The 26884-nt window shown below is 32.1% G+C and carries 26 protein-coding genes; 6 read left to right on the forward strand and 20 right to left on the reverse strand.

Annotated elements, in window-relative coordinates:
* The first annotated feature begins 106 nt into the window (after positions 1–106).
* Positions 107–631, forward strand: coding sequence for a TetR/AcrR family transcriptional regulator (locus RC62_RS01800; protein ID WP_055092036.1), 525 nt, complete (start codon positions 107–109; stop codon positions 629–631).
* Positions 632–633: 2 nt separating this feature from the next.
* A complete protein-coding gene (locus RC62_RS01805; RefSeq protein WP_055092038.1) occupies positions 634–1047 on the forward strand; it encodes a nuclear transport factor 2 family protein in 414 nt (137 codons plus the stop codon).
* Here RC62_RS01805 and RC62_RS01810 read toward each other — a convergent pair whose 3' ends face one another.
* From RC62_RS01810 to RC62_RS01870, 12 genes are all read right to left on the reverse strand, one after another.
* A complete protein-coding gene (locus tag RC62_RS01810; protein WP_055092040.1) occupies positions 1048–1677 on the reverse strand; it encodes an MCP four helix bundle domain-containing protein in 630 nt (209 codons plus the stop codon).
* A gap of 284 nt (positions 1678–1961) precedes the next feature.
* Positions 1962–2327: a DUF805 domain-containing protein gene (locus tag RC62_RS23225; RefSeq protein ID WP_055092044.1), complete on the reverse strand. Its 366-nt coding sequence runs from the start codon at positions 2325–2327 to the stop codon at positions 1962–1964.
* Between the two features lie 31 nt (positions 2328–2358).
* Complete coding sequence (locus RC62_RS01825; protein WP_055092046.1) at positions 2359–4083, reverse strand: sodium:solute symporter; 1725 nt, start codon at positions 4081–4083, stop codon at positions 2359–2361.
* A gap of 123 nt (positions 4084–4206) precedes the next feature.
* Positions 4207–6738, reverse strand: coding sequence for a PIG-L family deacetylase (locus tag RC62_RS01830; RefSeq protein ID WP_055092048.1), 2532 nt, complete (start codon positions 6736–6738; stop codon positions 4207–4209).
* 171 nt (positions 6739–6909) lie between these two features.
* Complete coding sequence (locus tag RC62_RS01835; protein ID WP_055092051.1) at positions 6910–7431, reverse strand: hypothetical protein; 522 nt, start codon at positions 7429–7431, stop codon at positions 6910–6912.
* A 192-nt stretch (positions 7432–7623) separates the two neighbouring features.
* The gene (locus RC62_RS01840; RefSeq protein WP_055092053.1) at positions 7624–9453 is read right to left on the reverse strand and encodes a hypothetical protein; all 1830 of its coding nucleotides are present in this window, start codon (positions 9451–9453) and stop codon (positions 7624–7626) included.
* Between the two features lie 84 nt (positions 9454–9537).
* Complete coding sequence (locus RC62_RS01845; protein ID WP_055092055.1) at positions 9538–10638, reverse strand: AI-2E family transporter; 1101 nt, start codon at positions 10636–10638, stop codon at positions 9538–9540.
* Between the two features lie 113 nt (positions 10639–10751).
* Positions 10752–11282, reverse strand: coding sequence for a mechanosensitive ion channel domain-containing protein (locus tag RC62_RS01850; RefSeq protein ID WP_055092057.1), 531 nt, complete (start codon positions 11280–11282; stop codon positions 10752–10754).
* A gap of 10 nt (positions 11283–11292) precedes the next feature.
* Positions 11293–11877 carry a Maf-like protein gene (locus tag RC62_RS01855; protein WP_055092059.1) on the reverse strand — a complete coding sequence of 195 codons (585 nt, stop codon included), beginning with the start codon at positions 11875–11877 and terminating at the stop codon, positions 11293–11295.
* Complete coding sequence (locus RC62_RS01860) at positions 11870–12796, reverse strand: geranylgeranylglycerol-phosphate geranylgeranyltransferase (protein ID WP_082421192.1); 927 nt, start codon at positions 12794–12796, stop codon at positions 11870–11872. Before RC62_RS01860 ends, RC62_RS01855 begins: the two co-directional genes overlap by 8 nt.
* 140 nt (positions 12797–12936) lie before the next feature.
* Positions 12937–13464, reverse strand: a complete 528-nt coding sequence (locus tag RC62_RS01865) for a KdsC family phosphatase (RefSeq protein WP_055092061.1) — start codon at positions 13462–13464, stop codon at positions 12937–12939.
* The gene (locus tag RC62_RS01870) at positions 13448–14209 is read right to left on the reverse strand and encodes a Rossmann-like and DUF2520 domain-containing protein (RefSeq protein WP_055092063.1); all 762 of its coding nucleotides are present in this window, start codon (positions 14207–14209) and stop codon (positions 13448–13450) included. Before RC62_RS01870 ends, RC62_RS01865 begins: the two co-directional genes overlap by 17 nt.
* Positions 14210–14583: 374 nt before the next feature.
* On the opposite strand from RC62_RS01870, the gene ccsA reads away from it, so the two are divergent.
* Positions 14584–17787, forward strand: a complete 3204-nt coding sequence (gene ccsA / locus RC62_RS01875; protein WP_055092066.1) for a cytochrome c biogenesis protein CcsA — start codon at positions 14584–14586, stop codon at positions 17785–17787.
* Between the two features lie 37 nt (positions 17788–17824).
* Here ccsA and RC62_RS01880 read toward each other — a convergent pair whose 3' ends face one another.
* The 6 genes from RC62_RS01880 to RC62_RS01905 form a co-directional block, all read right to left on the reverse strand.
* Positions 17825–18466: a hypothetical protein gene (locus RC62_RS01880; RefSeq protein ID WP_055092069.1), complete on the reverse strand. Its 642-nt coding sequence runs from the start codon at positions 18464–18466 to the stop codon at positions 17825–17827.
* A 16-nt stretch (positions 18467–18482) separates the two neighbouring features.
* Positions 18483–18956, reverse strand: coding sequence for a DUF6428 family protein (locus RC62_RS01885; RefSeq protein WP_055092072.1), 474 nt, complete (start codon positions 18954–18956; stop codon positions 18483–18485).
* Positions 18957–18974: 18 nt separating this feature from the next.
* Entirely contained in the window at positions 18975–19307 is a 333-nt protein-coding gene (locus RC62_RS01890; RefSeq protein ID WP_055092074.1) for an ArsR/SmtB family transcription factor, read from the reverse strand.
* Between the two features lie 103 nt (positions 19308–19410).
* Complete coding sequence (locus RC62_RS01895; RefSeq protein ID WP_055092077.1) at positions 19411–19809, reverse strand: DoxX family protein; 399 nt, start codon at positions 19807–19809, stop codon at positions 19411–19413.
* A 106-nt stretch (positions 19810–19915) separates the two neighbouring features.
* Positions 19916–20704, reverse strand: coding sequence for an anti-sigma factor domain-containing protein (locus tag RC62_RS01900; RefSeq protein WP_055092079.1), 789 nt, complete (start codon positions 20702–20704; stop codon positions 19916–19918).
* Positions 20704–21234, reverse strand: coding sequence for an RNA polymerase sigma factor (locus tag RC62_RS01905; protein ID WP_055092081.1), 531 nt, complete (start codon positions 21232–21234; stop codon positions 20704–20706). The genes RC62_RS01900 and RC62_RS01905 overlap by 1 nt, the downstream gene beginning before the upstream one ends.
* Before the next feature lie 839 nt (positions 21235–22073).
* Here RC62_RS01905 and RC62_RS01910 point away from each other — a divergent pair.
* Positions 22074–22661: a glutathione peroxidase gene (locus tag RC62_RS01910; RefSeq protein WP_055092084.1), complete on the forward strand. Its 588-nt coding sequence runs from the start codon at positions 22074–22076 to the stop codon at positions 22659–22661.
* Positions 22662–22897: 236 nt separating this feature from the next.
* Here the strand turns inward: RC62_RS01910 and RC62_RS01915 are convergent, their stop codons facing one another.
* Together RC62_RS01915 and RC62_RS01920 are read right to left on the reverse strand one after the other, a co-directional pair.
* On the reverse strand, positions 22898–23395 hold the full coding sequence (locus tag RC62_RS01915) for a GNAT family N-acetyltransferase (protein ID WP_055092087.1): 498 nt from the start codon (positions 23393–23395) through the stop codon (positions 22898–22900).
* A gap of 21 nt (positions 23396–23416) precedes the next feature.
* Entirely contained in the window at positions 23417–24595 is a 1179-nt protein-coding gene (locus tag RC62_RS01920; protein ID WP_055092089.1) for a thioredoxin family protein, read from the reverse strand.
* A 175-nt stretch (positions 24596–24770) separates the two neighbouring features.
* Here RC62_RS01920 and menD point away from each other — a divergent pair, with 175 nt between their 5' ends.
* The gene (gene menD / locus RC62_RS01925; RefSeq protein ID WP_055092091.1) at positions 24771–26438 is read left to right on the forward strand and encodes a 2-succinyl-5-enolpyruvyl-6-hydroxy-3-cyclohexene-1-carboxylic-acid synthase; all 1668 of its coding nucleotides are present in this window, start codon (positions 24771–24773) and stop codon (positions 26436–26438) included.
* Positions 26439–26525: 87 nt separating this feature from the next.
* A complete protein-coding gene (locus RC62_RS01930; protein WP_055092093.1) occupies positions 26526–26867 on the forward strand; it encodes a DUF2853 family protein in 342 nt (113 codons plus the stop codon).
* Positions 26868–26884 lie beyond the last annotated feature (17 nt).

Raw genomic sequence — 26884 nt, forward strand, 5'->3', positions numbered from 1 at the left:
ATAATCTTTGGCAAAATATTGTGGGTAATATTTTTTAAATAAAATAGACAGACTTGTCTGTTTGTTTTGTTTTTATTTCTACATTTGTACTTCAAATTCATTACAAATGCAACCAAAAGAAAGAATCTTAGATACAGTTTCAGGTTTATTCCATAAGCAGGGATATAATGCTACAGGTATAAATCAGATTATTGAAGACGCAAAAGTGGCGAAAGCTAGTTTCTATCAGCATTTTAAATCTAAAGAAGATTTATGTGTGGCTTTTTTGAATCAGCGTCATGATTTTTGGTTCGGAGAACTGGAGAAATTTGTTTTAAGTGAAAAAGATCCAAAATCAAAGGTTGTGGCTTCTTTTGATTTTTTGATATTTATGAATCAGAAAGAGAATTTTAGAGGGTGTAGTTTTTTAAACATACTTTCTGAAATTCCTTGGGATAATATAAAAGTGTTAAATGTAATTCAGAGTCATAAATCTGATCTTAGAAATTATTTTAAGGACTTGATTAATAATGAACTCACAGCAGATCATGTTTATTTACTTTTTGAAAGCTGCATTATCGAAAGTCAGTTATTTAAATCAAACGATCTTATAGAACAATCAAAAAAAATCATTCAAACTTTAATTTTATAAAAATGGAACAGAAATTACCCTTGCCACCTTTCACGTATGAATCGGCATTAGAAAAAATTCAATTAGCAGAAGACGCCTGGAATAGTCAGGATCCGGAGAGAGTCGCAAAAGCTTATACAGTAGACAGCGAATGGAGAAATAGAGACCAATTTGTAAACGGAAGAGAAGAAATTATTCGTTTCCTGACTAAAAAATGGGAAAAAGAAAAAAACTATAAACTAAAAAAAGAATACTGGGCACATACTGATAACAGAATCGCCGTTAGATTTGAATATGAATATCAAAACGCCGAAGGAAATTGGTTTAGAGCTTACGGAAACGAAAACTGGGAGTTTGATGTAAACGGTTTAATGCAAAAAAGATTTGCGAGTATAAATGATCTTGCCATTGAGGAAGAAGATCGAAAACTGATATAATTAATTCATACTTGGCGGTTCGGGAATTTTGATAGTTCTCTTAATTTTCTTTACAATTAGTAAATAAAAAGTAATTCCGCCCAGGATAATAAGCAATGCAATTTGCAATTGTCCCAGACTATTGTTTTTACTGTACATCGCATTTGCACTTGCTAATTTTGCTTTCCCTTCCTGAATCTGAATCTGGGATAAAGATTCTAATGTTTTTAAAGCTTCTGTGCTTGAAACAACAATTTGATTCCAGTTTTTGTTTTCGACTTGTTTGTTGATCTCTTTGCAGGAGCTTAAAAAAATGTCAAAATATTGCTTTTCCTTATTTGTTAAAACTGTTTTTGAGTATAAATCATCAATATTATGAATCACGTCTAAAGTATGAATGATCTCATCTTTTTTTATATTGTCGCTTAAATCCAGTTTTTCGGCTTCGGCTTTTATAAAATGAAGTTCCTTAGAATATTGAAAAATATAATGAGCAACAACCAAACGGTCTTTATAAATCGCATTAATATTTTCGTTTACGTTTTTTGAATTTTGAAGCGTATTAAAATTACCCAGCAAAATGATAAGCATTACAATCAACAAAATAAAAGCAGCCTTTGTTTTATTGCTGTATTTCTTTAAGTCCTTCATAATGATGCTTATTTTGCTAATTTATAAATAGTTACTTTCTCAAAGATATAGCTTTTGAAGTAGAATCAAAATGTTTGAATCATTACAATCTTTCAATTTTAAACTTTGACAAAGAGATTTTGAACGATAATAAAAAACAGAAGATATTTTGTAATTTGAATTTTCGGGAGCTATTTCCAGCCCCCGAAGTCTCGGGGCGATTGTATCTTTTCCTTGCTAAAGGAGCAAGAAAAAGGATACTGCTTCTATCTGGGCTAGCGAATCTCGTTTTAGAAGAAAATCTTTTAAAGAGAGTTTTGTTTTATTAATTGCGTGATCTGCTTATTTTGTTTTTTTACCAATAGTAAAAAAAATATGAAAGCTATATTAAGTATAGGAATGAAATTAAAAATAATAAAAGTAGGATTTGCGTTCAACTCTCTCAGTCTTCTTGTTGTGACAGCTTGCATAGGAACAAAAGTAAATAAAACGATGAGACAGCTATAAAATATATTAAGAATTTTTTCATTGCTCAAATTTATGTTACGGTATAAATCTAAAGCTAAAAGAGTCAGTAAAATATTTACTAAACAATAGATGCCATATTCGACTCTTCCTGATTTGGTAGTAAAAGAAGAATAAAAAAATAAAATATTTTTTAAATTTTTCACACAATGTTCTTATTTGATTAAACAAAAAAACTTACTCTAAAACAACTTCATCATTATCTTGTTCTTTTTTAAAAAACAGAAACTGCATTAACAGTGACAGTACAATTGTCAGCATTGCTCCAATAAAATTAAGCCATAAATAACCTAGTTTTTCTTGTTTGTAAATCATAAAGTAATAGATGAAAAATATAGTCATTTGACTAATTATAGCACTGTAAAACATGGCTTTTGCTTTTACACGACGAAGGTAAAAACCAACTAAAAAGATTCCTAAAACAGTTCCGTAGAAAATAGACCCAATGATATTTACCAACTGAATTAAATTTTCAAACAAAGTACCTACACAGGCAAAAAGTATCGCGACAACTCCCCAGAATAAGGTAAAGAATTTTGTTGCGTTTAGATAATGCTTCTCTGATTTTTCGGTTTTTAGATTTCGTTTATAAATATCAATTGCCGTTGTAGATGCCAATGCATTTAATCCTGAAGCCGTTGATGACATTGCAGCCGAAAGAATTACTGCCAATAATAAACCTATAAGCCCTTTGGGTAAATAATGCAGGATAAAGTGAAAAAAAACATAATCCTTATCGTTGGTTTCGCTATTGCTGTCTGCTTTTAAAATGATTTCTTTTGCACGATCACGCAGGTCTTTTTCTTTATTAGAAAATGTTACCAGTTCTTTTCGTAAAATAGGATTGTCAAAGTCCTGATTGAGCTGATCGATGTACAATAAATTAATTACTTTTTTATCTTCTGAAAGTGTGCTGAGTTTTTTCTCTAAAGCATGATATTCTTCTTTATAAGCTGATTTTTCAATGACAATCTTATTATTCGGATTAAAGTTTAACGGAACAGGATTGAACTGAAAAAACACGAAAACCATAACTCCCGTTAACAAAATAAAGAATTGCATTGGCACTTTTAAAAGTCCGTTCATGATTAAACCCATTTGGCTTTCACGAACTGATTTTCCGGATAAATAACGTCCAACCTGAGACTGATCAGTTCCAAAATAGGCAAGGGCAAGAAAAAAACCACCGGTAATACCGCTCCAGAAAGTATATTTTTCTTCAGGATTAAAAGAGAAATCTACAATATTCATTTTATCATTTGCCCCTGCAATATGCAATGCGCTTGTAAAAGTCATATCATTGGGCAAGTAATGCAAAATCAGGAAAAATGTAATAAACATTCCGGACATAATCACAAACATTTGTTGTTTCTGGGTTACGTTTACCGCCTTTGTTCCGCCTGAAAAAGTATAAATAATTACCAGAACACCAATCATAATGTTCATTAAAGTCAAATTCCATCCTAAAAGTGCCGACAGAATAATTGCCGGAGCATAAATGGTAAGACCAGTTCCTAAACCTCTCTGGACCAAGAATAAAATTGCTGCCAGAGAACGTGTTTTAAGATCAAATCGTTTCTCTAAAAATTCATAAGCCGTGAAGACTTTATTTTTATGATATAACGGAATAAAGGTCAAACAAATAACAATCATAGCAATTGGCAATCCAAAATAGAATTGCACAAAACCCATTCCGTCATGATAAGCTTGTCCCGGAGTAGATAAAAAGGTAATCGCACTGGCTTGTGTCGCCATAACCGAAAGTCCAACAGTATACCATGGAGTTTCATTATTTCCTAAAATAAAATCCTCGACGTTTTTACTTCCTTTAGTTTTCCAGGATCCGTACCCAACAATAAATAAAAGTGTAACAACAAGTACGATCCAATCAAATAGTTGCATAGGTTATGAGTATAATTGCATGATTAAGAAAAAAATCACAATATAAATTGCGTTGGCCACCAAAACGTATGTGTAGCTTTTTTTCCATTTCTTTGTTTTTTTAGCTTCCATAATCTGAATATTTTATTTCTTAATTTCTTGTTTTGGAGCTTCAACCGGCTGTTTTAAAGAGATCATATTCGATAATAATCGATAAGCTCCGGCAACGCCTTCCGGTAATTCTCTAAAAAAGCTCAAACCGGTGTAAATATAATATCCTTTTCCATAAGGCGCCACCAATAAGGCACCATTCTTTGGAGATTCACCTTTATCATGCGATGATATAATAGGAGTGAAGGCAGGATCGTATTGATCCGGATAATATAGACCCTGTTCTTGTGTCCAGCCTTCAAAATCTTTTGAGCTGATTTTGTTTGGTGTGTTTAAAACAGGATGAGTGGGTGCCAGAAAAGTAACTTTTGCATTTTCTTCGGTTACGCGATCATTTGATATTTTTAATGGATATGGAGCAATTTGATCTGTTACAGTTTTACCATAGGTATTATATTGCACAATCATATTTTTTCCGCTTTTTACAAAATTAAAAAGGATGTTTTGTTTGTTTGCCAAAGCATTTACAGTGTTGTAGGCACGAACTCCGGTCATAACCACATTAAATGAATCGAGTTTTTCAGGCGTAATTTCTTCAGGTTTTATGATTGTAACTTTATATCCCATTTGGGCAAGGCTTTCCGGAACTTCATCACCAGCGCCCATAATGTAAGCAATGGCATCTCCGTTTGTTTTTAAATCAATGCGAATGCATTTTGATTCAGCCGGCTTTAATACCATTTGTTTAGTTATGTGGCTGTAATCAATAATAGTCTCATCTTTGTCAAAACGTTTGCTGCCCACTATTGCTATGCTTTTTGCAACAGCTTCTTCTGGGTTTACAGGCGGCGTAACTTCAAAATAAAAGATTTGTTCGTTTCCTTTTTTCTCTAAAACAAAAGGAATTTCTCTGGGAGAAACGCTCCAGCTTTTAGGCAATTCTAATTGTAAATTCCCTTTAATTCCGTCTTTTCCAGCGCGTACTTTTACAGGGATCATTTTACTTTTTGTACTTCCAAAAATTAATACTTTTTCTAAGATCGACGTCGTTACTTCAGGTACAATATCCAGAAAATTGTACATTTCACCTTTTACGCCATCATTGTATTTATAAACAACGGTACGCTCAAAAGGAATTTGAATGCCATTTATCGTGATATTAAAAAGTACTTTTACTTGTCTGATAATATCCGGAATTCCAATATTTTCCTGATTTGAAACCGTGTACATTCCAACGCTTGCCTTTTCTTTTAACCAATAAGGCTGCGTATATTCAATATTATCAGGCAATTGAATTTGTACATTTATTTTTAGATCATTATTATTTTTTAATACAATATTCTGAGTGGTGTTTTTATTATCAGGCAATGAAGTTACACTTGTCAATTGCATATCAACAGGAGATCTGTTAATGGCTTCCAGACTTAATTTAATAGTACTTCCCGGAGTTGCTTCCTGCTCGCTCGCAACAGCTTCAAGATATAATCCGGAACAAGATGCAATTATATTTTTTATTGCAGCAGACTTTAAAGATTTCCAATGATCATCTTCAAGCGCTTCGATCATTGAATACGCTTTTACCAAATCTGCAATACTGGCTGCCGGATTGCTAAAATCATATTTTGAGATAATAGTGGTAATTAAATCTCCAATTGGTTTTCCGTTTTTAACTCGGTTCCATGAAGTATCAATTCCATCAAATAAATTATCGCGTTCCTTAGGATTGTCCCCATTTATAAGTTCCAGATATTCGGTTTCCTGACCTCTTGCACCTGTACTCCCAAAACCTTGCGATTGATGGCGGCTTCTGCTTAAAGCAGCAATTTCCTGATTCGATTTTCCAATTCCGTTATAATAAACACCAGTTTCTAATTTGGTAAATTTTGATTTATTAGCGGCGTCAAATTTTTCCTGACTTCCGTAAAACCACCATGATGGATTAAAAAACTGACGTTTTACCTGCCATGGTTTAACATATTTTAATTGGTCGGGATATATTTTTGGATCGTTTGTGAGTTTAAAACTTTCAACACTTAACATTGCCGATGATGTATGATGTCCGTGTGTGGTTCCGGGAGAACGATGATCAAATCTATTGATGATCACATCCGGCTGAAATTTTCTGATTGTCCAGATTACATCTGCAAGAACTTTATCTTTATCCCAGATTTCAAGAGTTTCATCTGGATTTTTTGAGTAACCAAAATCATTTGCACGTGAAAAAAATTGTTCGCCACCATCAATTTTTCTGGCTTCGATCAACTCCTGAGTTCTTATTACACCTAATAATTCGCGTAATTGGGGACCAATCAAATTCTGACCTCCATCACCGCGTGTTAGTGATAAATAACCTGTTCTGGCGTTCATTTCATTTGCCATATACGCAATCAAACGTGTATTTTCGTCGTCAGGATGCGCGGCAACATATAAAACAGAACCTAAAAAATTTAATTTTTTGATTTGATTGTAAATTTCTACTGAACTTGGTTTTTGTGGTTGTTGCGCAAAAGAAATGGAAATCCCTGTTAAAAAAATAAGAAGAATCTGGATCTGAATTTTTCGCATAGTATAGTTAAATGTTTGAAAGAGCTTCAAAAATACTAATTATATTTTTGAAGACTAATTAAATGAAATGTTAATGTTTGGTTATTGATTTCCTTTTTCATTGATAAACTTCACAAAAAAAGAGACTATCAGTATTTTGATAGTCTCTTTTTGAAAATTTATTGGTAAAAATTATCTTCTGCCTCCGTGGTGATCATCATGATCATGTCTGTCGTCGTGTCTATCATGTCTGTCATGTTTATCATGCTTGTCGTGATATCTGTTATCGTGTCTGTACTCTCTGTGAGGACGTTCATTATATCCGTAAACTTCTCTTGGTCTGTAAGGTCTTTGAGGTGCTCCGTGATATCCTTTGTAATATTTTACTCTGTGACGATCAAAATACGTATAAGGAGTTCTTCCGTGATAATCATTTAAAACTACTTTGTATCCTCCGTATAAATCGTAATTTCTATATTGTCTTGGTAAATAAGTTGTTCTAACCCATCTACCTCCTCCAAAATAAATAAACTGCGAAGCTCTTACATCATAATACGCTTCAATATCCGGTAAGTAGTAATATTCCATTTCAGAATATCCCTGAGGTCCCCAGGCAGGAGGTGATCCTATATTAACATTTATAGATACCTGAGCTTGTGTGGCACTTGCAACCAAAAGGAATAAACCTACGATTGCTATTTTTATTGTTTTCATTTTTTTTAGTTTTAATGTTAATGTTATTCCTGTTTAGGGATATTCATATACTGTGCCAAAAATGAAAAACAAAATGTAGTTTATCGGATAAACGATGTATTTTAACGAGTGTAATCTGTTTGATTATTTTGTAAAGTTTTGATTTTGAAAACGTTTTCGTAAAATTTAAATTTTAAAAAAAAGATAAAAATATTATCGGTACTCTACAGCTCTTGGTTTTGCAAGCTCAAAATTTTGCAAACCAAAATCAGTAGTTTCAAAAGTATTTGTTTTAAATACGTTATCACCCTGAAACGGAATAGTAGGGTAGTAGGAAATAGAAAGCTGAAATGAACTGAATACCAGGTAATCATTGCTTATCAATAAACCTAAAGTAATTTTTTGATAGGCTTTATTTCTTCCCATAGCATTATTTGGACTTCCTAATACGGCAATCGAATAATTAAAAAACGGGTTCATACGAAATCCCCAAAGGGCATGAGGAGAATATGTCTGGGTTTGAAGGGACAAAACCATTTTATTTGTTCCGTATATGGCGCTGTTAAATCCAGCCAAACCATTTCGTTCGTTGATATTCAATTGATCTCCAATAATATTCTCTCGATTTGCACCTATAACAAATTTTGGATTTACAAATTGTCTGAGTTTCCAATTCCCAATCTTGTAGAGTTTTGTAAAATAATTGGTTTCCATCAAAAATGCTGTCTGATATGTTTTGGATTGATGAAAGAAGGTTCCGGCTTCAAAATTCATACTTAAAAATCCCCATCTGTAATAATTCCCAAAAGAAAATTGTCCGCCAACATAAGGTCTCCAAAATGTATTCTTGTATTGATATCCAAAAGTAACGCCATAAATTCGGCCTATCGGTACATCCTCGACTTGTCCATTTCTAAAAAGATAAGTCTCTTTTATAAATTTACGTCTGTTAAGCCCAATTCCGGCAAAAAGAAATTTTTCGTCTGAATAAAAATTGGTAGGATCATAAAGTTCAGACGGACTTTCACTGTAATTAACATTCAGAAAGCGTCCGCTTGCCACCAGGTTTGTTATACCATTTTCGTCTTCAAATACTTTAGAAGCATGTCCTGCCCATAAATCCTGAAAATTATTTTTAAAAGGCTGGTAAGCATAACTCATATCCGGTGCCTGCAAGGTATCTCGTCGAAAAATCTGACCTACATAAGCTCCTCCGGCCCATTTTGTAAGCGGGGAGTAAAAGAGCCGTTCTACATTGATACTTTTAGTATAATTGTTATCCAGGTCCATATTATAATAAAGTGTCGTTCCTATGTAAGTATTTTTAATATTAGGAGCGGTATAAGTAACTTCATTAGCGTTTCGTCCATCATCAAACCTGTTGGTAAAACGATATTCTAATTGCTGCCCTGAGCCAAAAAAGTCTTTTTCTTTAAACCCGAGAGAAACACGATTACTAGAGATTGAAAATTTTGGTATTGTACTCCAGGAATCCAGAACACGAATGGTAACATCTACAGAATCTGATGCTGCACCAGCTAGTTTATTTGTTATCCTGACTGCTGTTACATATTTCTGAGAACGTATTAAACGCTCAGATTCCTGTACTTTATAGGTATTATAAGTAGAATTTCTTTTAAACAGCAACAAATTATAGATAGCTATTTTTTTTGTTTTCAAATGCAGCCTGTTTCCCGTTCTTTCACCCCAATTTTTTGGCATTTGGGTTGTATCAGTAATAGAATGTCCAAAAGGATCAAGTGTTACAATATTAATGTTCCTGATGATTTTTCCATTAAAATTGGTCGTATCATTCTGTACAAGAATTTGTTCCTTTTTTTTGGTTTTTGCAGTTCTGAAAAATAATTTATGAAGTGTTTGTGTAAATTTATTCTTTTTTGAATAATTTTTAATTTTTGTATAAACTTCTGTAGTGTCTTTTTTCTCCTTTGTATCTTTCTTAGATTTATCAACCTGAGCATAGGTGCCTTGTAAGCAAAAGCATAACAAAATAAAAACTACTATTTTTTTGTTTACAAACATTAGATAATTGATGACTGGCTTAAAGTTGATTATGATATGAATATATAAAATTAATAAGACTTTTTTGTAAAATCTAAGTACTATTTAGTTTTCGATCTTTGTTTTTCGAATTCTCCAGGTAAATTTTCTGGGCATATGATTGCCCATTAAATAACCCCATGGTTCTAATGATTCTATTCTGTCAAATATGATTTTTAGAATAGCTAAGAGAGGAATGGCTAAAAACATACCTGATATTCCGGCAGCTGCACCACCAATAATAATTCCCATTATAGAAACAAAGGCATTAATTTCGACTTTAGAATTAATGATTAAAGGCACTAATAAATTATTGTCTATTAACTGAACAATGATGTTTACAATTAAAATCCCTAATATAACCGAGCTTTCTCCAGAGCCTGTTAATGATGCCAAAAGGGTGATAATACCAGCAATTAAAATACCAATATAAGGGATAAGATTTAGAATTCCGGTTATTAATCCTAATAAGATGAAGTATTTGATTCCAATAATCCAAAGCCCTAAACCTGTCAATACAGATACGACTATCATTTCTAAAATCAGACTTACAATGTAATTATTAATAGAAACTTTTATTTGTGCTAAAATGGCTTTTAGGTTTGCATGATCATTTTTGTTGACCAATTTTGCCAAAAACAAAATAAAATGATCTTTATATAAAAGGAACAGAAAAGTATAAATAGGAATAATGGTGCAATCTACAAGTAAATCGGTTATGGAAACTATAGCAGAGCCTATAGTTGCTTTTCCGTTTTGTACAGAATCTTTGGCAACCGTATCAATGTATTTTTTCTGTTCGCCAATACTTACATGAAAATTATCTTTTACAAATCTATGAATGTCTGTAATAAACTTATTAGCATTCTTTTTTATAGTGTCAAAATCATTTGCAATATCACTTACCTGATACGAGATAAAAACCAAAATACCCACAATACAAGCTGCAAAAAGTAAAATACAGCAAGCAGCGGCTAAATGTCTGGGGAATTTTAACCGGGAATTTAAAAAAGTAAAAATCGGCACTAATAATACGGCAAATAAAAATGCCATTAATACTGGTGTGATAATATCTTTGCCAAGGCAAAATATAAAAGCAAAAGAAATTAAGCTAACAAGTATAAAAGCAAGTTTAGCATAAAACGGTAATTCTATGTTACGAATCATTTGTAGTTGGTGAATTAGTAAAAACTAGTAATTGGTAAAACAAATATTATATTTTATTTAAGAAATATCGTTTTAGCTTTTTATTATTAGTTTATAAAATTCCCATTATGATTTTAGTCAAAGAACTCTTTGTCTTCGTAATGTGTAGGCATGATTGAAATTCCTTTTTGTAATAAAAGATTATTTGGGAAAATAATTTTTTCGCCTTCTTTTGTTCTTAAGTTAACATGAAATGCACTAATATCTTCAATTTCTGCTTCGATAGGAAAATCTTTATCATGAATTTTAATTGTATCGCCAATTCTGAAAGGAAAGGAAAAAAATAAAATCATTCCGGATGTGATGTTACTCAAAATCGACCATTGTGCAAACATAGCCACACCAATAACGGTTGCAATGGAAGAAACTGTAATAAAAATATCTTTTGTATCTACACCCCAAATAACGATTAAACTTATGGTTACCAGTATATTCATTAATATCTGTATATATTTGATCACCAAATTAGTACGGTGCTCTAATAAATGACTTGTACTGGCGTAACGGCGTATAAGTTTTGCAATAATAACTCTTAACGCGACTAAAGCAAAAAGGAGAACAACAGTGCTTAAAATTTCCTGACTATATTCTTTAAAAGAAAACATAAATAATTTTTTACACTAAAGTACTCAAATATTCGTAAACTTTGGCTGTTGGCAAGCCCATAACATTTGTATAAGAACCTTCAACTTTTGCAACTGCCATGAAACCAAACCATTCCTGAATTCCGTAAGCTCCCGCTTTATCGTAAGGTTTATAGTTTTCGATGTAATATAAAATTTCCTCGTCTGACAGATCTTTAAAAGTAACTTTAGTAACATCATTTAGTACGGTAGAAGTAAAGCTTGTTCTAAAACAAACCGATGTAAAAACTTCATGAGTATTATTTGACATCGATTTGATCATTTCAAAAGCTTCTTCGGCATTTTTTGGTTTACCTAAAGCTTTATTATTGTGCCAAACGATAGTATCGCTGGTTACTAAAATCTCATTTTCTTTTAGTTCACCATCAAATGCACTCGCTTTTAATGCTGCCAAATAATCCGTTATCTCAACTCCTTTTAACTCGGGTGGATATATTTCTTCAATATCTTTTAATCTAATTTCGAAATCGAGATCAAGGTCTTTAAAAAATTGTTGTCTGCGAGGTGATCCCGAAGCCAGAATTAAAGTATATTTTTTTAATTTTTCTTTAAGCATTGTATTTAATATTTAAGGTAATAACCAGAATTGATAAAATTCCGAAAAATAAGATTAGTTTTAAAACACTACTCAAATGATGATAATCCTTATTTGATTTTGCCGAAATTATTTTAATAATAAAATATAAAAGAGGTGCTAATACAAAAGCAAAAGCATAGAAAGTAGCGATATAAAGATTATTCTCAAGAAAATATTTATTGATATAAAGCAGGCAGGAAATAAAAGGAATAATAGCAAAAACCAATGCTACTTTTGCAGCACGGCTTATACCTATCGCAATTGGTAATGTATTCATTCCTTGGTTATAATCGCCATTTACATCCTCAATATCTTTAATGATTTCGCGAATAAAATTGATCATGAAAGCAAACAAGGAATAATCTGTTAATATCGAAAAAAGACTCGCCATTTGTGCCTGATTCTCTGAATTAGTTGCCGGAAAAATATCAAAAACTCCAATAATAAGTACACTTGCAGAAAGCAGTAATGCGACAACAAAATTCCCTAAAATCATGATTTGCTTTAAGGTTGTCGCATAAAAATAAAGCAGTGTCGCAATCAGGATAAAAAGTGATGCAAAATTAGGTCTTAAAATAATATTCGATAAAATAAATCCAATTGCAACACCAGAGATATTAAGTCCGATATAAATATTGTAAGCAGCAGTTTCAGAAATTCCTTTGCCAATTACTACGTCCTCAGGTTTATTGATTGTATCGGTAAAAACATCATAAATGTTATTGATGACATAACCCGCTGCCGCTAATAAAACGGTACTTAATACCAATAATCCATATTGCCAATCTGCTAAAGCCAAAGGAATATCCTGTTGTTTTAAAAATGCATAACGAAATAATATCTGCATAAAAGCAAGCATCAAAAGGTTTTTGTATCGAATAAGTTTAAGGAATTTCATTTTTTTTAAGTTACTGAGTTTTTTTAAGGTTCAAAGAGTCAAAGATGCAAAGGTTTAAAGCTTTTGAGCTATCTTAGATCTTTGTCAAAGTTAACACGGTTATTTATTTAAACTGGAAACTGAAACGGAAAACTGTCCTTTTAATCGTGTTGACCATTAAAATATTCCATCCATTTTCCCTGTACCTTCATTACTTGTTCTATAACATCACGTGCAGCACCTTTTCCGCCTTTTACATGCGAAATATAACGAGAAATATTTTTGATTTCAGGACTTGCATCTTGAGGGCAAGTTGGTAATCCTACTAATTTCATTACATGAAAATCAGGAATATCATCTCCCATATACAATACCTGTTCAGGTTTAATGTTGTAAGTATCAGTGTATTCTTTAAAAGTTTTAACTTTGTCAGGAGTTCCCAAATGAATATCTTTGATTCCCAGATTGTGTAAACGAACACGAACACCTTCGTTGCTTCCGCCAGAAATAATGCAAACATTATAGCCGCTTTCTACAGCCGCTTTCATCGCATAACCATCACGAATATTCATCGTGCGAAGTATTTCTCCTTCATTGGTTACAAAAACCGAACTGTCTGTAAGTACGCCATCAACATCAAAAACAAACGTTGTGATATCGTTCATTATTTCTTTATAACTTTTTGCCATTATTCTGTATAGATTGTGTTAGTATTTTATAAATATTCTTTTGATTTTCTTTGGTCAAATAGTCTAAATGAGTCTGAATTGTCGTGAAATCATTTCGTTTTGCGGGACCAGTTTGCGCGTCAATTGCATCAAGTGTATTGATTTTATTGGCTGTTTCCTGAATTAAAGGTCTTAAAATTTCAAACGGAACCTGGTGTTCTTCGCAAATTTCCTGTCCGATCTGATACATATGATTTGTAAAATTATTTACAAAAACAGCTGCAACATGCAGTGCTTTTCTCTGATCAGAATTAATTGGGAAAATGGCAGTAGAAACACTTTTGGCCACAGTTTCTAAAACTCGGAAATCAAAAGTATTTTCAGCTTCTAAGCAAAGTGGGACTGTCGAAAAATCAATCTCTTTATTTTTAGAAAATGTCTGAAGCGGATAAAAAACACCTTTCCTGTTTTTAGAGTCTAAAACATCAAGCGAAGCTGCGCCGGAAGTATGAACGACGATTCGGTTTTGAAAAGGCAGTTGACTCGAAACATCTGCAATAGCCTTGTCTGAAACGGCTATAATATATAGGTCAGCTTCTTTTAATTCCTCAAAATCACTTGTAATTTTATCGTATTCGATTAAAGAAGACAATGTTTCCTTTTTTCTGGAATATACCTGTACAATTTCTACAAGTTCACTTTTAGAGAAAGCTTTTATCAAATGTTGAGCAACATTTCCGGAACCAATTATCGTTATTTGAATCATATCGCAAAATTAGCATTATTTTTTTTAAAGTTTAACCACGGATTATAGAGATTAAAAGGATTTTTGCTGAACACTTATTTGTTAATGATATTCAAACGCTTTTATAAAGGCGAATATTTATTATACATTAGTTTTAAATTGAGTGTAACAGTTTAATAATCAGTAAAAATAACTTTGATGTTTTTGATTTGTTATAAATATTCAATTTGATGCTGCTATATATACTATTCAATTTGTCAAATTAGGCGTACGTTTTTAAGAATTTGATTTTATTAAAAGCTCTTTTTTTAGTTTTTATTAACAAAGTACAAATATTGCAACTCAACATTTTTAAGTACTTTTGTGCCACTTTTATACAATGTAATTCCTTAAAAATGGATAAAAAAATATTCTCTTTTTTGTTTTCTACAAGATTAATGTCTGTTCTTTTTTTAACATTTGCTATAGCAATGGGTATTGGTACTTTTATCGAAAGTAAGTACAATACAGATACAGCTCGAATTTTGATTTATAATACCTGGTGGTTCGAAGCGATAATGGTCTTTTTTCTGATCAATTTTTTCGGAAATATCAAACGTTACCAATTGCATAAAAAAGAAAAATGGGCGACACTGATACTTCATATTGCGTTTATTTTTATCCTTTTAGGAGCATTTATTACACGATATATCAGCTACGAAGGGATGATGCCAATCCGTGAAGGTGCTGCAGAAAATCAAATTTACTCAGATAAAACATTCCTGACTGTTTTTGCAGACGGAGAATACAAAGGCGAAATGAAACGCAGGTCTTTTGATAAAGCCTTATTGTTTTCGCCGGTAACAAATAACGATTTTACACTTTCAGGTAAATTTGACGAAACTCCTTTTGAAGTAAGTTACGTGAAATATATTATGGGAGCTAAAGAAACGATCAAACCAACTGCCAACGGAACTTTATATCTTAAGTTAGTAGAAGCAGGAGCGGGAGGTCGTGAAGAACATTTTCTGAAAGAAGGAGAAGTTCAAAATATTCACAATGTATTGTTTGCCTTAAACAAACCTACAGATGGTGCAATTAATATTAATACAACAGGTGAAAAATACACCATTCAAACGCCTTTTGAAGGAGAGTTTATGCGAATGGCAGATAAATTAAAAGGAGCCGTAACAAAAGATAATGTACAGCCTCTTATGATGCGTTCCTTATATAGTATAGGTGACATCCGAATTGTTTTTCCGGATCCGGCAATAAAAGGAATTGTTGATTACGAATCAGATAATGATTTTAAAGCCAAGTCGCACCATGATGCCTTAATTGTAAAAGTTAAAGCAGACGGTCAGGAAAAAGAAGTTCGTCTTTTAGGATCTAAAGGCAGTGTAGGAGAACCTCAAACCGTAAAAATTGGTAAAATCGAATACAGTTTATTCTACGGAAGTAAAGCTTACGTTTTACCATTTAAAGTGAAACTAAACGATTTTATCGCAACAAAATATCCTGGAACAGAAAAAAGTTATTCTGCTTTTGAAAGCAAAGTAACCGTTCAGGATTCTACAGAAACTTTTGATGCTAGAATTTTTATGAACAACGTTTTAGATTACAAAGGATATAGATTTTTTCAATCTTCATTCGATCCGGACGAAAAAGGGACTGTATTGTCTGTAAACCATGATTTCTGGGGAACATCTATTACTTATTTAGGATATTTTATGCTGTACTTTGGTTTAATGGCTATTATGTTTACCAAACATTCTCGTTTTGCTGATCTAAAACGTAAATTAGACATTGTGAAAAAGAAAAAAGAAAAACTAATTACCATTTTGATTTTAATGATCAGTATGACCGGTTTTGCTCAGGCACCACATGTTCATACACCGGGTCATAATCACGATCATCCTGTAGATCCTAACGATCATGCCAATCACGTAACTGCGGCACCAAGCCAGAAGCAAATAGATTCGCTCTTAACAATTTATAAAGCTCCGGAAGCACATGCGGAAAAATTCGGACGTTTGATTATTCAGGATGCGGGTGGTAGAATGAAACCTATTAATACGTTCTCATCAGAATTGTTGAGAAAAGTAAGTCAGAGCGATACCTATAACGGAATGAATTCTGATCAGGTATTCTTGTCAATGACACAATACGCTCAGGTTTGGATCCAGGTCCCAATTATTTATTTAAATACAAAAGATGATAGTATTCGTAAAATCATTGGTGTAGACAGAAAAGCAAAACTGGTACCGTTTGTAAAATTCTTTGATGAAAACGGAAATTATAAATTATCACCTTATTTAGATGCAGCTTACAAAGCAGGGAATCCAAATAGCTTTGAGAAGGATTTTATTGAAGCAGATAAAAAGGTTAACCTAATGGAATCTGCGTTAAGCGGAAGTATCCTGAAAATTTTTCCAATCCCCAATGATCCAAATAACAAATGGATTTCGTATTTAGAAATGCAAAATGCAGGTTTAAAAGGAATGGATTCTACTTATGTAAAGCAAATTTTACCTATGTATTTTAGTGCTTTAAACAACGGATCAATTTCTAAAGACTTCACAACAGCTGATCATCTGGTTGAAAGTATAAATGGTTTTCAGAAAAAATTTGGAAGTAAGGTACGACCAAGTGACAAGAAAATCGATCTTGAAATAGCATACAATCAATACAATATTTTACCTAAAATGTTCTATTGGTATTCTCTTGCCGGAATTTTCATGTTGATTTTTACATTGTTTAATATTTTCTTTGATAAAAAATGGCTTCGCATTACAGTAAATGGTTTTCATATACTAATAGGGATAATATTTGTATTTCATACCGTTGCATTAATAGCACGTTGGTACATTTCAGGTCACGCGCCGTGGAGTAATGCTTACGAAGCAATTGTATATGTGGCGTGGTCAACAATGTTCTTTGGATTGGCTTTTGACAGAAAATCGAAGCTTACGGTGGCATCTGCAGCGTTTGTGACAGCGATGATTTTCATGGCATCAAATGCAAACTGGATCGATCCTGAAATTGCAAATTTACAACCTGTTTTGAATTCGTATTGGTTAATGATTCACGTTGCTGTTATTGTGGCTAGTTACGGGCCTACCGCACTTGGAATGATTTTAGGCTTTGTAGCCCTGATATTGATTTTCTTTACCAATGAGAAAAACAAGACTAAAATGGAACTAAACATTAAAGAGATTACTTACATCAACGAAATGGCCTTAACTATTGGTTTAATTATGTTGACAATTGGTAACTTCCTTGGAGGACAATGGGCCAACGAAAGCTGGGGACGTTACTGGGGATGGGATCCAAAAGAAACTTGGGCCCTAATTTCTATTATGTTTTATGCATTTGTGATTCACGCTCGTTTTGTACCATCATTAAGAGGAACATGGTTCTTTAATTTAATGAGTATGTATGCATTTGTGTCGATTTTATTTACCTATTACGGAGTAAACTTCCACTTGGTAGGTTTGCACTCATATGCAAGTGGAGATGCACATTCATTAAGCTGGACTTGGTATTCATTAGGAACAATCTCCCTTATCGGAATTCTGACATATCCAAAATACCGCAAGTATTATAAAAAGAAAAAATAATTAAATAAAGGAGTTTTATTAATTCACAAAAAAAGGTTCACATAAGTGAACCTTTTTTTATTTGTGAGAAAACATAAAACATTTCAGTGGCAATTTGCAGACTTCTTACATTATATTTTTCTGTTTCTTGCGGAGTATTATCAAAAGCTTTTGGATCATCATAAGTTACTGCAATTCTTTTCTCAGCTCCTGAAATAAAAGGACAACCTCCGTCAGCTTGCGAACAAGTCATGATAGCAGCAAATTCACTTTCCGGATTAAAATCGTCATTGTATGTTTTAGAAAAACCAATGATTGGCGATTCGTTTTCGGAAAATTTTATCGCATAAACAGGATTATTGCCTTCTGATATTTTCTTGATTTTAAAACCTGATCCTTCTAGTGTTTCAATGATTTTAGGATATAAAGCTGTAGTTTCAGTTCCGCCAGAATAACAAAACACATTGTTTATATTATAATAATGTGCTGCCGTTTGCGTCCAAACCTGAGCCAAATGACTTCTTCTGGAATTGTGCGTACAAATTAAATTCAATCTAATTTCTTGTTGTTGCTCAAACTTTTGCTGAATAAAACCAACAAGTGGTTGTAGTATGTCTTTACGACCTTTAGAAATTACGGTAAAATCAAAAGATTGCGCTAAAGATAGAATTTTCGAATATAAGGCATTTTGATTCGACATTTTTAACCTTTTAAGTTTAGCAACAACTTCCCCCCGGAGTACAGGAATTTGATTCGTCAACATTCAATTGGGTCAGTTTTAATTTTGGCTTTTCTGACGGAATTCCGCATTGGTCCTGCGCTAGGCAAGCTGTTGTTTTGTTTAATAACAAAAAATATTTTCCGTTAAAACCTAAATCATATTTACCAATTGTGGTATTTTGATATTCTACCTCGATTTCAAAATCCTCGATTCCTAAAACTTTCTCTGAAAGTTCAATAATATGAATTAATTTCTGAGGTTTTAAGCGGTGCTCATAATCATTAGCATTCCAAAGCTGGAAATTTACAACCGTTTCTTTACGAACAACCCCGCCACAATCGATAAAGTTTTTAGTGATCAAACCTACTTCGGTTACATGAAAATATTCGGGAACAAATTTTCCGTCAGGAAGTTCAAAATTAACGGATTCAAGAGTAGTCAGTATTTTTTTAATTTCAGAAAGTTTCATAATAATTCAAATTAATAGTTAGCAGCATTCATTTTTTGTTTTTTCTAAATGGAGGTCAACTTGCGTGAATAGACCTTTGATTTTTGCAAATCCAATTTCATTAATGCAATAGCAAATAGCATTTCCTTCCACATTTCCTTTGATTAATCCGGCATTTTTTAATTCTTTTAAATGCTGAGAAACTGTTGGCTGCGAAAGCGGAAGTTCATTTACAATATCACCGCAGATACAAGTATTTACTTTTAAGAGATATTGAATAATTGCTATTCTTGCAGGATGACCTAAAGCTTTTGTTAAAATAGCCAATTGGTTTTGTTCGTCTGTGAAATGTTCAGATTTTGTAGCTCCCATCGTTTTATTTTTATATTGCAATATTACGATATATATCGATATTAAAAAAGAAAATAATCCAATATTTTCTTTTTTAAAATGTTTATCATGAATATATTAGATTCTATACATCATTTAAGTTATGATTTTTCTTTGCAAATCCTTCAGGATACATAATAGCCAATAAAACAATAATAAGTAAAACGTTATATTCCATACCATTTCTTCCGCCGCCAACAACAAACCAGCCTTCTTTAAAATGAACTAATATAATTCCCATTATTAAAACAAAAATGGTTATAAATCCAGCCAGCTTAATATATTTATTTAAAATCAAAAGTATCGCCGCAACGATATGAGATAATTTAATAGACCACGCCAGGATTACACCAAAAGGAGCAAAGCCAATCTGATTGAGAAATAAATTCCCAAAATCATTAATTCCGTTATCAAATATTCCAAAAATGGAATGAGTAAGAAGTATTACAGCAACAGAAAGACGCAAAAGTAAAGTTGAATTCATGGTTGAAAAGATATTGGTTTGCAGATAGTTATTAGAGTTAAGATAATAAAAAAACGCATATTAAAATAAATTAATATGCGTTTTTAATTTTAATTTATTTCAGTTTTTAAACTTTTCCTAAAGTGTACAATTGTTCCATTGTAGGCGTTAAACTTCCTCCTGCAGGCTCCAGAGTAATCCCAAAAGCTTCAGCTGAATCTGTTTGACTTACAGCAAAGATTTTTTGATCATTTCCTTCAAAATTATCAAGTAAACCAATACTTGTTGGTGTAAGAACCGGGCTTAATTTTAAAGACCAAACTTGGTAAACCATTCCTTTTGGTGGAGTTGGTAAACCTGCAGCGTCAATATAAGTCGTTTTCGTTTCTTTGTTCCAGTATACTTTTGCAAATGATTTAGGAGAAACTGCCTGTCCGCCAAGTGTTACGCCGGTATTTTTAATATCCCTTACAATAGTCAGGTTTTTCTCTGTTTGTTTATTTTGCTGGTCTAAGAAAGCATAATCTCTTTGTATTTTGTTTTTCTCAGTACCAACAGTAGCAATAGCATCTTTTGTTTTAGTAAGTTCCAGTGTTTGATATCCAAAACCTAAAAGTAATAATACTGCTGCAGCCCATCCTACGTATTGTGACCAGTTCGACGCTGGTTTCATCTCTACTACTTTGCCGTGTTTCAATTCTAAACGGGCTTTTATCTTTTCGAAATTAGCTACAGAATGAAAAGGGGAGAAGCTTGATGATAAAGCTACAATAGCTTTTTCTATGGAAATGATTTCCTGTTCGACCTCCGGATTCTTTTTTGCCAGTTCCGCTATTTCCAGATTTTCAGTTTCGGTTAATAAACCATAAACATACAATTCCAGAATTCCTGATTCTATATATTCTTGTGCTTCCATTATATTTTTAAATAATTACGTAAATCGTTAATACAGTTTCTGTTTTGTGTTTTGATAGTCCCCAATGGAATTGCTAATTCTTCTGAAGCTTCCTGTTGGGTATATCCTTTAAAAAATAATAAATCTATAATCTCAATACATTTTGGTTTCAGTTTTTTGACGAATTCCTGAATTCCAATTGTATCAATTCTATTAGTCAATTTATTGCTGTCGTCTAACAGATTTACGAAATTATCTGAAGATAGGTTTTTTTGGCTGTTATTAAAATTCTTTGATCTTAGCTTGTCAATCGATGTATTCCTAGCTATATTAAGGATCCAGGTATAAAAACGACCTTTTCCTTCATTATAAGAATCTATATTTTTCCAGATTTTGACAAAAACTTCCTGCAAAACATCTTCGGCTTCTTCTCGATTTTTTATTAAAACATTGATGACAGAAAACAAACTTTTAGAGTACATATCATACAAATGGGTAAAAGCTCTTTCGTCTTTCTTGTAAATTAAAACTAACAACTCATCTTGACTCATAGATTTTGGATTTTAAAGCTTAAACAAAATTTTAGTATACAATTTTATACTTTGAGATAAAGATAATTTATTTTTTTGTGAAAATTGTAAATTTTTTTGTAGCCTTAAACCTAGTAAAATAAAGGGTTTGAAAAAAAATATAGATTTTTTCTCAATATTTTAAAACCAAAAGTAATCCAATTACGTATATGCTATTATAACATCAAACGATAATTCTGAAAATAGCAGAACGAAAGAAAACAGCTTCAAAATTTAAATTCGCGGAGTAGTTTCAAAACGAAAGTGAGAGGTTAAAATTTAAAAAATTATTAAAATTTAAGTAAAGTAAATCTCAATATTTAAAACCGAATGTCATGGGTTACGTATATACTTTAAGAATATTGATTGTTGGATTAACAACAGTTTTGGCATTAACGAATTTTAATAGTGTTGATTTTCGAAATTCTATCATTTATAATAAAATTCAGATTTAATATAATATTTAATGGTTGATGTCCCCGGACTTCCAAACCGAAAATTAAAAATAAAATTTAAAATAGTTAGATTCATCTCATTATAAGAATTAGTAAATTTTATAATATAAACGCCAGTAAACGATATAAAACAGAAAGATATTTAGATTTTAAATATAATTTTCACAATAACCGGGGCATCAATTATAATAAAAAATATAAAAGCATAACAATTAATTCATGGTTTGATTTGTTTGTATGGGGGGAAGCCTAGCGTCTGATTAACGCTAGGCTTCAATTTTTTATTTAACTTATGTTTAATAAAAATAAAGCAGGCAAAATATTTAATGAAAACAGATTTTAACTAATTTTATAAAAAATTAAACAATGAAAAAAATAGTATTCATAGCTTGTAGTGTTGTCTTTTTATTAGGCACACAAATTCAGGCTCAAACAAGTAAAAATAAATTATCTAAAACAGATAAAGCCATGGCAAAAGAAAACATTTACCAATTTAAAGTTCAGGATTTATCAGGAGATACTTTTGATTTCGCCTCTCTAAAAGGTAAAAAAGTTATGATTGTAAATACTGCTTCAAAATGTGGATTAACTCCTCAGTACAAAGATCTTGAAGCTATTTACAAAGAGTATAAAGACAAAGGTTTTGTAATTGTAGGTTTTCCTGCTAATAATTTTGCCTCTCAGGAACCTGGTACTAACAAAGAAATCGAAACATTTTGCCAACAAAATTATGGTGTAACTTTTCCTATGATGGATAAAGTTTCTGTAAAAGGAGATGATATGTGCGAAGTTTATAAATTTCTGACGCAAAAATCCAAAAACGGATTACAGGATTCTGAAGTAGAATGGAACTTTCAAAAATACCTAATCAACGAAAAAGGAGAATTGGTTAAAGTAATCAAGCCAAGAACATTACCTACAGATCCTGAAGTGATCAATTGGATAAAAAGTTAATAGTAACTATCTCAACCAAAAAATCCACAAATTTGAATCAGTTTCAAGTTTGTGGATTTTTTTATGCCGTTTAGTTGTCAAATGACAAAAAAATAGCATCCAGCTTTGTGCCTTTTGTGGTAAAAAAAAGCTTTCAGGTAAAAGCGTTCCAGAAAATAAACATTGCAGTAAAAAAAAGAAAAAATCCGCGTTAATCAGCGTTTTCGCATTAGCGAATCCGTTTCATCCGCGTCCCATTACTTCAAGATCAACTGCATGAAAACCAAATCAAGCCAATGATCAAATTTATAGCCCACTTCTCGAATTGTTCCTGTAACTGTGAAACCAAATTTTTCATGAAAGGCAATACTTCCTGCATTATCAGCATCAATAGCACCAATCATAACATGATAGCCTTGTTCTTTTGCCAGACGAATTAATTCAAGTAATAGTTTAGATCCAACACCTTTTCCAATTACATTATCAACAACATAAACGGAATGTTCGACCGTATATTGATACCCAATTTTTTCCCGAAACTGTCCGTAGCTGCCAAAACCAACAACTTCTCCTTCCAGCTCTGCCACAACAATAGGCAGGTTCTTGGCTGTTTTATCTTCAAACCATTTCGTTTGTACTTCAAGAGTTTGAATGTCATAACTATAATTTGCAGTAGTATGCAAAATAGAATGATTTACAATTTCAAGAATTTTCTCTAAATCATTGGTTGTGGCAGGTCTAAGTAATACGTTCATGGTTGTTTTGGTAGTTTTTTGTTATTTTTTATTTAGTTCAGCCAATAAATCATCGACATCTTTGGTACTCCAGCCCATTTCAGCACCAATTCCCTTAGCATCTTTAGCATATTTTAAAGCTGATTTTTTGTCTTTTATCTTATTATAAAGTCTGGCAACAAGTAAATTACCATCAAATGAATCATTTAATTCTAAAGAATGTTTTACCCAGGAAATTGATTTGTTTAAGCTTTCGGTATCTGAAATATGTTTTAAATAAATCTGTCCAATATCCTTTAGGAAACTCGCATCATTCCAAACCAATTTTTCTGTATTTTCAAGCGTTACTTTCTTGTAGAAATCCCATTTTTCAGTTCTTTCTGCCAGAGTCAGATCAAATTTAAACACAATTGAATCTGTCTTTTGTAATCGAATAGATTTGGCAACTTCTCTTTGTTTGTAATAGTTTATAGTATCTAAATTATCAACATAAGGACGAAGTAATTCATTTACAATACTTTCAATTTTTCGATCGACACGATTTTGAGAAGCCACGGCAGCAAAATCTTTTTGATGACTTAAAACATATTGAAACTCTCTCGATTTAATATCGGTTACACCATTTGCAATAACACGCCAATTGAGTTCACTAACCAATTGCGTATCAGATTGTGTATTGAGGTAAATATGTGTTGGAATCGATAAATCAGTTCTGTCTTTTCCTTTCTTCAATGTATTCAGATAAGTAAAAAAAGTGGTCGAATTACTTGGGTCTGCAAGAAATTGCTTTTCTAAATACGGCAATTGCATCTTGGGATTCAAAGCATAATTAGCTTCGTTTATAAAATCAGCCTTTTTAGATTCTCCTTTTAAAGCATATAAAAGCGTTTCATTATTTGGGTCTATAAATAAAAAAGCAGGCAGTGATTTTGTGCCATATTTATCCTTAAGAGCAATTCCTTCTTCTTTTTCGATATTTTTCCAGGCACACGTATAGTTTTTCTTTAAAAAATCGATCACTGCAGGATCGCTAAAAACTTCTTTCTTCATCTGGTTGCAATGCGGGCACCAATCTGCATAAAGCATTACAAAAAGTGGTTTACCTTCTTTTTTTGCATTTTCTAAGGCTGTTTTATAAGGCGTATCATCAGGAACAAACTGATTTTGAGATTGTATGGCTTGTAACGAAAGGTAAAAGAATAATATATAGAAGAAACGCATATGGAGTATATTTTTATTAAAAAATCAGTTTTACAAATATATTCCCTTTTTCTAAAAACAGCCCTTAATATCTTCCTATTTATAAGTTAAATCCAATGTGAAGTTTGTAACTTTGTGATATTAAAAAGAAATCGTCAACTTTAGATTTTCTTAAAAAAAGTAATACTCCATAAGAATGATTTACCCCAAAATAGCGCTTGCTCAAAGCATTATCGAAATTTGTTTAGCAAAAGGAATCACCAATATTATAATTTCTCCTGGATCAAGAAACGCACCTCTAACAATTGGGTTTGCACAAAACCCTAATTTTAAATGTTACAGCATTGCTGATGAGCGTTGCGCCGCTTTTTTTGCCTTAGGAATTGCACAGCAAACCAAACTGCCAACTGCAATTGTTTGTACCTCAGGATCAGCATTATTAAATTATTATCCGGCTGTAGCCGAAGCTTTTTACAGTCAGATTCCGTTAATCGTAATTTCGGCAGACCGTCCGCAAAGTAAGATTGATATTGGCGATGGTCAAACCATTCGTCAGGAAAATGTTTTTCAGAACCACTCTGTTTTCAATGCCAATTTAACAGAAGATGCATCTGTCGAAAATGATTTAAAAATCAATAAAGCAATCGAAACCGCTATTCTTCAAAAAGGACCTGTTCATATCAATGCTCCGTTTGAAGAACCTTTATATGAAACGGTTTCACAACTTTCTGTTGAACCAAAAATTACTCACTCAGAGGAAATTCTCGGAACAAAAATTATCGAAAATATTGATGATGTAGTTTCTGTTTGGAATACTTCAAAAAGAAAATTAATTCTTATTGGAGGCATAAACGAAGCTAATTCTGTAAGCAAAGAAATTCTGGAAAACTTCGCCAAAGATCCCTCAATTGTAGTGCTTACGGAGACAACATCAAACTTACATGACCCAAGTTTTATTAATAGTATAGACAGCTTAATTACACCTTTTGACGATTGTGATTTTAAAGAATTAGAACCAGAAGTTTTAATCACTTTTGGCGGTATGATTGTTTCAAAACGTATTAAGGCTTTTTTACGAAAATACAAACCTGCACATCACTGGCATATAGATACTTTACGTGCTTACGATACATTTAATGCTTTAAGTAAACATTTTGTAATGGAACCAGAAGATTTTTTCAAAGAACTGCTTCCAAAAACAGCATTTGTATCGAGTAAATATTTCTCGAAAATTGATAAAATTTACGATTTAAGAAAAATCAGAAAACAGGAATATTTGCGTAAAATTACATTCTCTGATTTTAAAGTATTCGAAAAAGTAATAGAATCACTTCCTAAAAACAGTCAGCTGCAAATTAGCAATAGTTCAGCGATTCGTTATGCGCAGTTAATTGAGATTGATCCTTCAATTGAAGTTTATTGCAACCGCGGAACAAGTGGTATTGACGGAAGCACATCAACAGCAGTAGGTGCGGCGGTAGGAAGAAGCGATAAGCAAACCGTATTTATTACAGGAGATATTGGTTTTCTTTATGACAGCAATGCGCTTTGGAATTCCTATATTCCTAAAAATTTCAAAATTATTTTGATAAATAATGGAGGAGGGGGAATTTTCAGGATTTTACCAGGACACGAAGAAAAACCTGTTTTTAATACCTATTTCGAAACTTCACATCAATTGACAGCAGAACATTTGGCTAAAATGTATGACCTTAATTACTTTACTGCCAAAGATGTAGCTTCTTTAGAAAAGAATATAGCAGCGCTTTATAATGAAAATAACACTGCGGGAATTTTAGAAGTTTTTACTCCAACTTTTGAAAACGATGTTGTTTTAAAACAATATTTCAAAGAGTTGGTATAATTTGTAAATAAAATTAACTAAAAATAATTTTTAATGTAGGATAAATCTTTAAATTTGAATTTTATAAATCTAATTTAAATTTTTATTATGAGTGCAAGAGAAGAATTAATTAAAAAGTATGCAGAAGATCTAAAAGTAAAATGTGGTGTAACACCGGATATGGATTTACTCACAAAAGTAGTTATTGGGTGTGGACCTTCTATTTATAATGCAGATGCATCGACAGTGGCCGGAACCCAACATTCAGAAATAGATACTGTGAGAAAAAATTTCCTGATTAAAAAACTAGGATTGCCGGATGGCCCGGATTTAGAACCTGCCATTTCTACTGTTCTTCAAAAATACGGACATTCGAATAAACACAAATACAGAGCGGTTGTTTATTACTTACTGACATTGCATTTTAAAAAAGAAAGTGTTTACAAATAACATTTTAGATTAAAAAA

The organism is Flavobacterium aquidurense, from assembly GCF_001404985.1.
Lineage (GTDB): Bacteria > Bacteroidota > Bacteroidia > Flavobacteriales > Flavobacteriaceae > Flavobacterium > Flavobacterium aquidurense_B.

Excerpts from the sequence above, each read along its gene's own strand:
- RC62_RS01800 (WP_055092036.1), top strand. The coding sequence starts at position 107 with ATGCAACCAAAAGAAAGAATCTTAGATACAGTTTCAGGTTTATTCCAT.
- RC62_RS01805 (WP_055092038.1), top strand. The coding sequence starts at position 634 with ATGGAACAGAAATTACCCTTGCCACCTTTCACGTATGAATCGGCATTA.
- RC62_RS01810 (WP_055092040.1), bottom strand. The coding sequence starts at position 1,677 with ATGAAGGACTTAAAGAAATACAGCAATAAAACAAAGGCTGCTTTTATT.
- RC62_RS01825 (WP_055092046.1), bottom strand. The coding sequence starts at position 4,083 with ATGCAACTATTTGATTGGATCGTACTTGTTGTTACACTTTTATTTATT.
- RC62_RS01830 (WP_055092048.1), bottom strand. The coding sequence starts at position 6,738 with ATGCGAAAAATTCAGATCCAGATTCTTCTTATTTTTTTAACAGGGATT.
- RC62_RS01835 (WP_055092051.1), bottom strand. The coding sequence starts at position 7,431 with ATGAAAACAATAAAAATAGCAATCGTAGGTTTATTCCTTTTGGTTGCA.
- RC62_RS01840 (WP_055092053.1), bottom strand. The coding sequence starts at position 9,453 with ATGTTTGTAAACAAAAAAATAGTAGTTTTTATTTTGTTATGCTTTTGC.
- RC62_RS01845 (WP_055092055.1), bottom strand. The coding sequence starts at position 10,638 with ATGATTCGTAACATAGAATTACCGTTTTATGCTAAACTTGCTTTTATA.
- RC62_RS01850 (WP_055092057.1), bottom strand. The coding sequence starts at position 11,282 with ATGTTTTCTTTTAAAGAATATAGTCAGGAAATTTTAAGCACTGTTGTT.
- RC62_RS01855 (WP_055092059.1), bottom strand. The coding sequence starts at position 11,877 with ATGCTTAAAGAAAAATTAAAAAAATATACTTTAATTCTGGCTTCGGGA.
- RC62_RS01860 (WP_082421192.1), bottom strand. The coding sequence starts at position 12,796 with ATGAAATTCCTTAAACTTATTCGATACAAAAACCTTTTGATGCTTGCT.
- RC62_RS01865 (WP_055092061.1), bottom strand. The coding sequence starts at position 13,464 with ATGGCAAAAAGTTATAAAGAAATAATGAACGATATCACAACGTTTGTT.
- RC62_RS01870 (WP_055092063.1), bottom strand. The coding sequence starts at position 14,209 with ATGATTCAAATAACGATAATTGGTTCCGGAAATGTTGCTCAACATTTG.
- ccsA (WP_055092066.1), top strand. The coding sequence starts at position 14,584 with ATGGATAAAAAAATATTCTCTTTTTTGTTTTCTACAAGATTAATGTCT.
- RC62_RS01880 (WP_055092069.1), bottom strand. The coding sequence starts at position 18,466 with ATGTCGAATCAAAATGCCTTATATTCGAAAATTCTATCTTTAGCGCAA.
- RC62_RS01885 (WP_055092072.1), bottom strand. The coding sequence starts at position 18,956 with ATGAAACTTTCTGAAATTAAAAAAATACTGACTACTCTTGAATCCGTT.
- RC62_RS01890 (WP_055092074.1), bottom strand. The coding sequence starts at position 19,307 with ATGGGAGCTACAAAATCTGAACATTTCACAGACGAACAAAACCAATTG.
- RC62_RS01895 (WP_055092077.1), bottom strand. The coding sequence starts at position 19,809 with ATGAATTCAACTTTACTTTTGCGTCTTTCTGTTGCTGTAATACTTCTT.
- RC62_RS01900 (WP_055092079.1), bottom strand. The coding sequence starts at position 20,704 with ATGGAAGCACAAGAATATATAGAATCAGGAATTCTGGAATTGTATGTT.
- RC62_RS01905 (WP_055092081.1), bottom strand. The coding sequence starts at position 21,234 with ATGAGTCAAGATGAGTTGTTAGTTTTAATTTACAAGAAAGACGAAAGA.
- RC62_RS01910 (WP_055092084.1), top strand. The coding sequence starts at position 22,074 with ATGAAAAAAATAGTATTCATAGCTTGTAGTGTTGTCTTTTTATTAGGC.
- RC62_RS01915 (WP_055092087.1), bottom strand. The coding sequence starts at position 23,395 with ATGAACGTATTACTTAGACCTGCCACAACCAATGATTTAGAGAAAATT.
- RC62_RS01920 (WP_055092089.1), bottom strand. The coding sequence starts at position 24,595 with ATGCGTTTCTTCTATATATTATTCTTTTACCTTTCGTTACAAGCCATA.
- menD (WP_055092091.1), top strand. The coding sequence starts at position 24,771 with ATGATTTACCCCAAAATAGCGCTTGCTCAAAGCATTATCGAAATTTGT.
- RC62_RS01930 (WP_055092093.1), top strand. The coding sequence starts at position 26,526 with ATGAGTGCAAGAGAAGAATTAATTAAAAAGTATGCAGAAGATCTAAAA.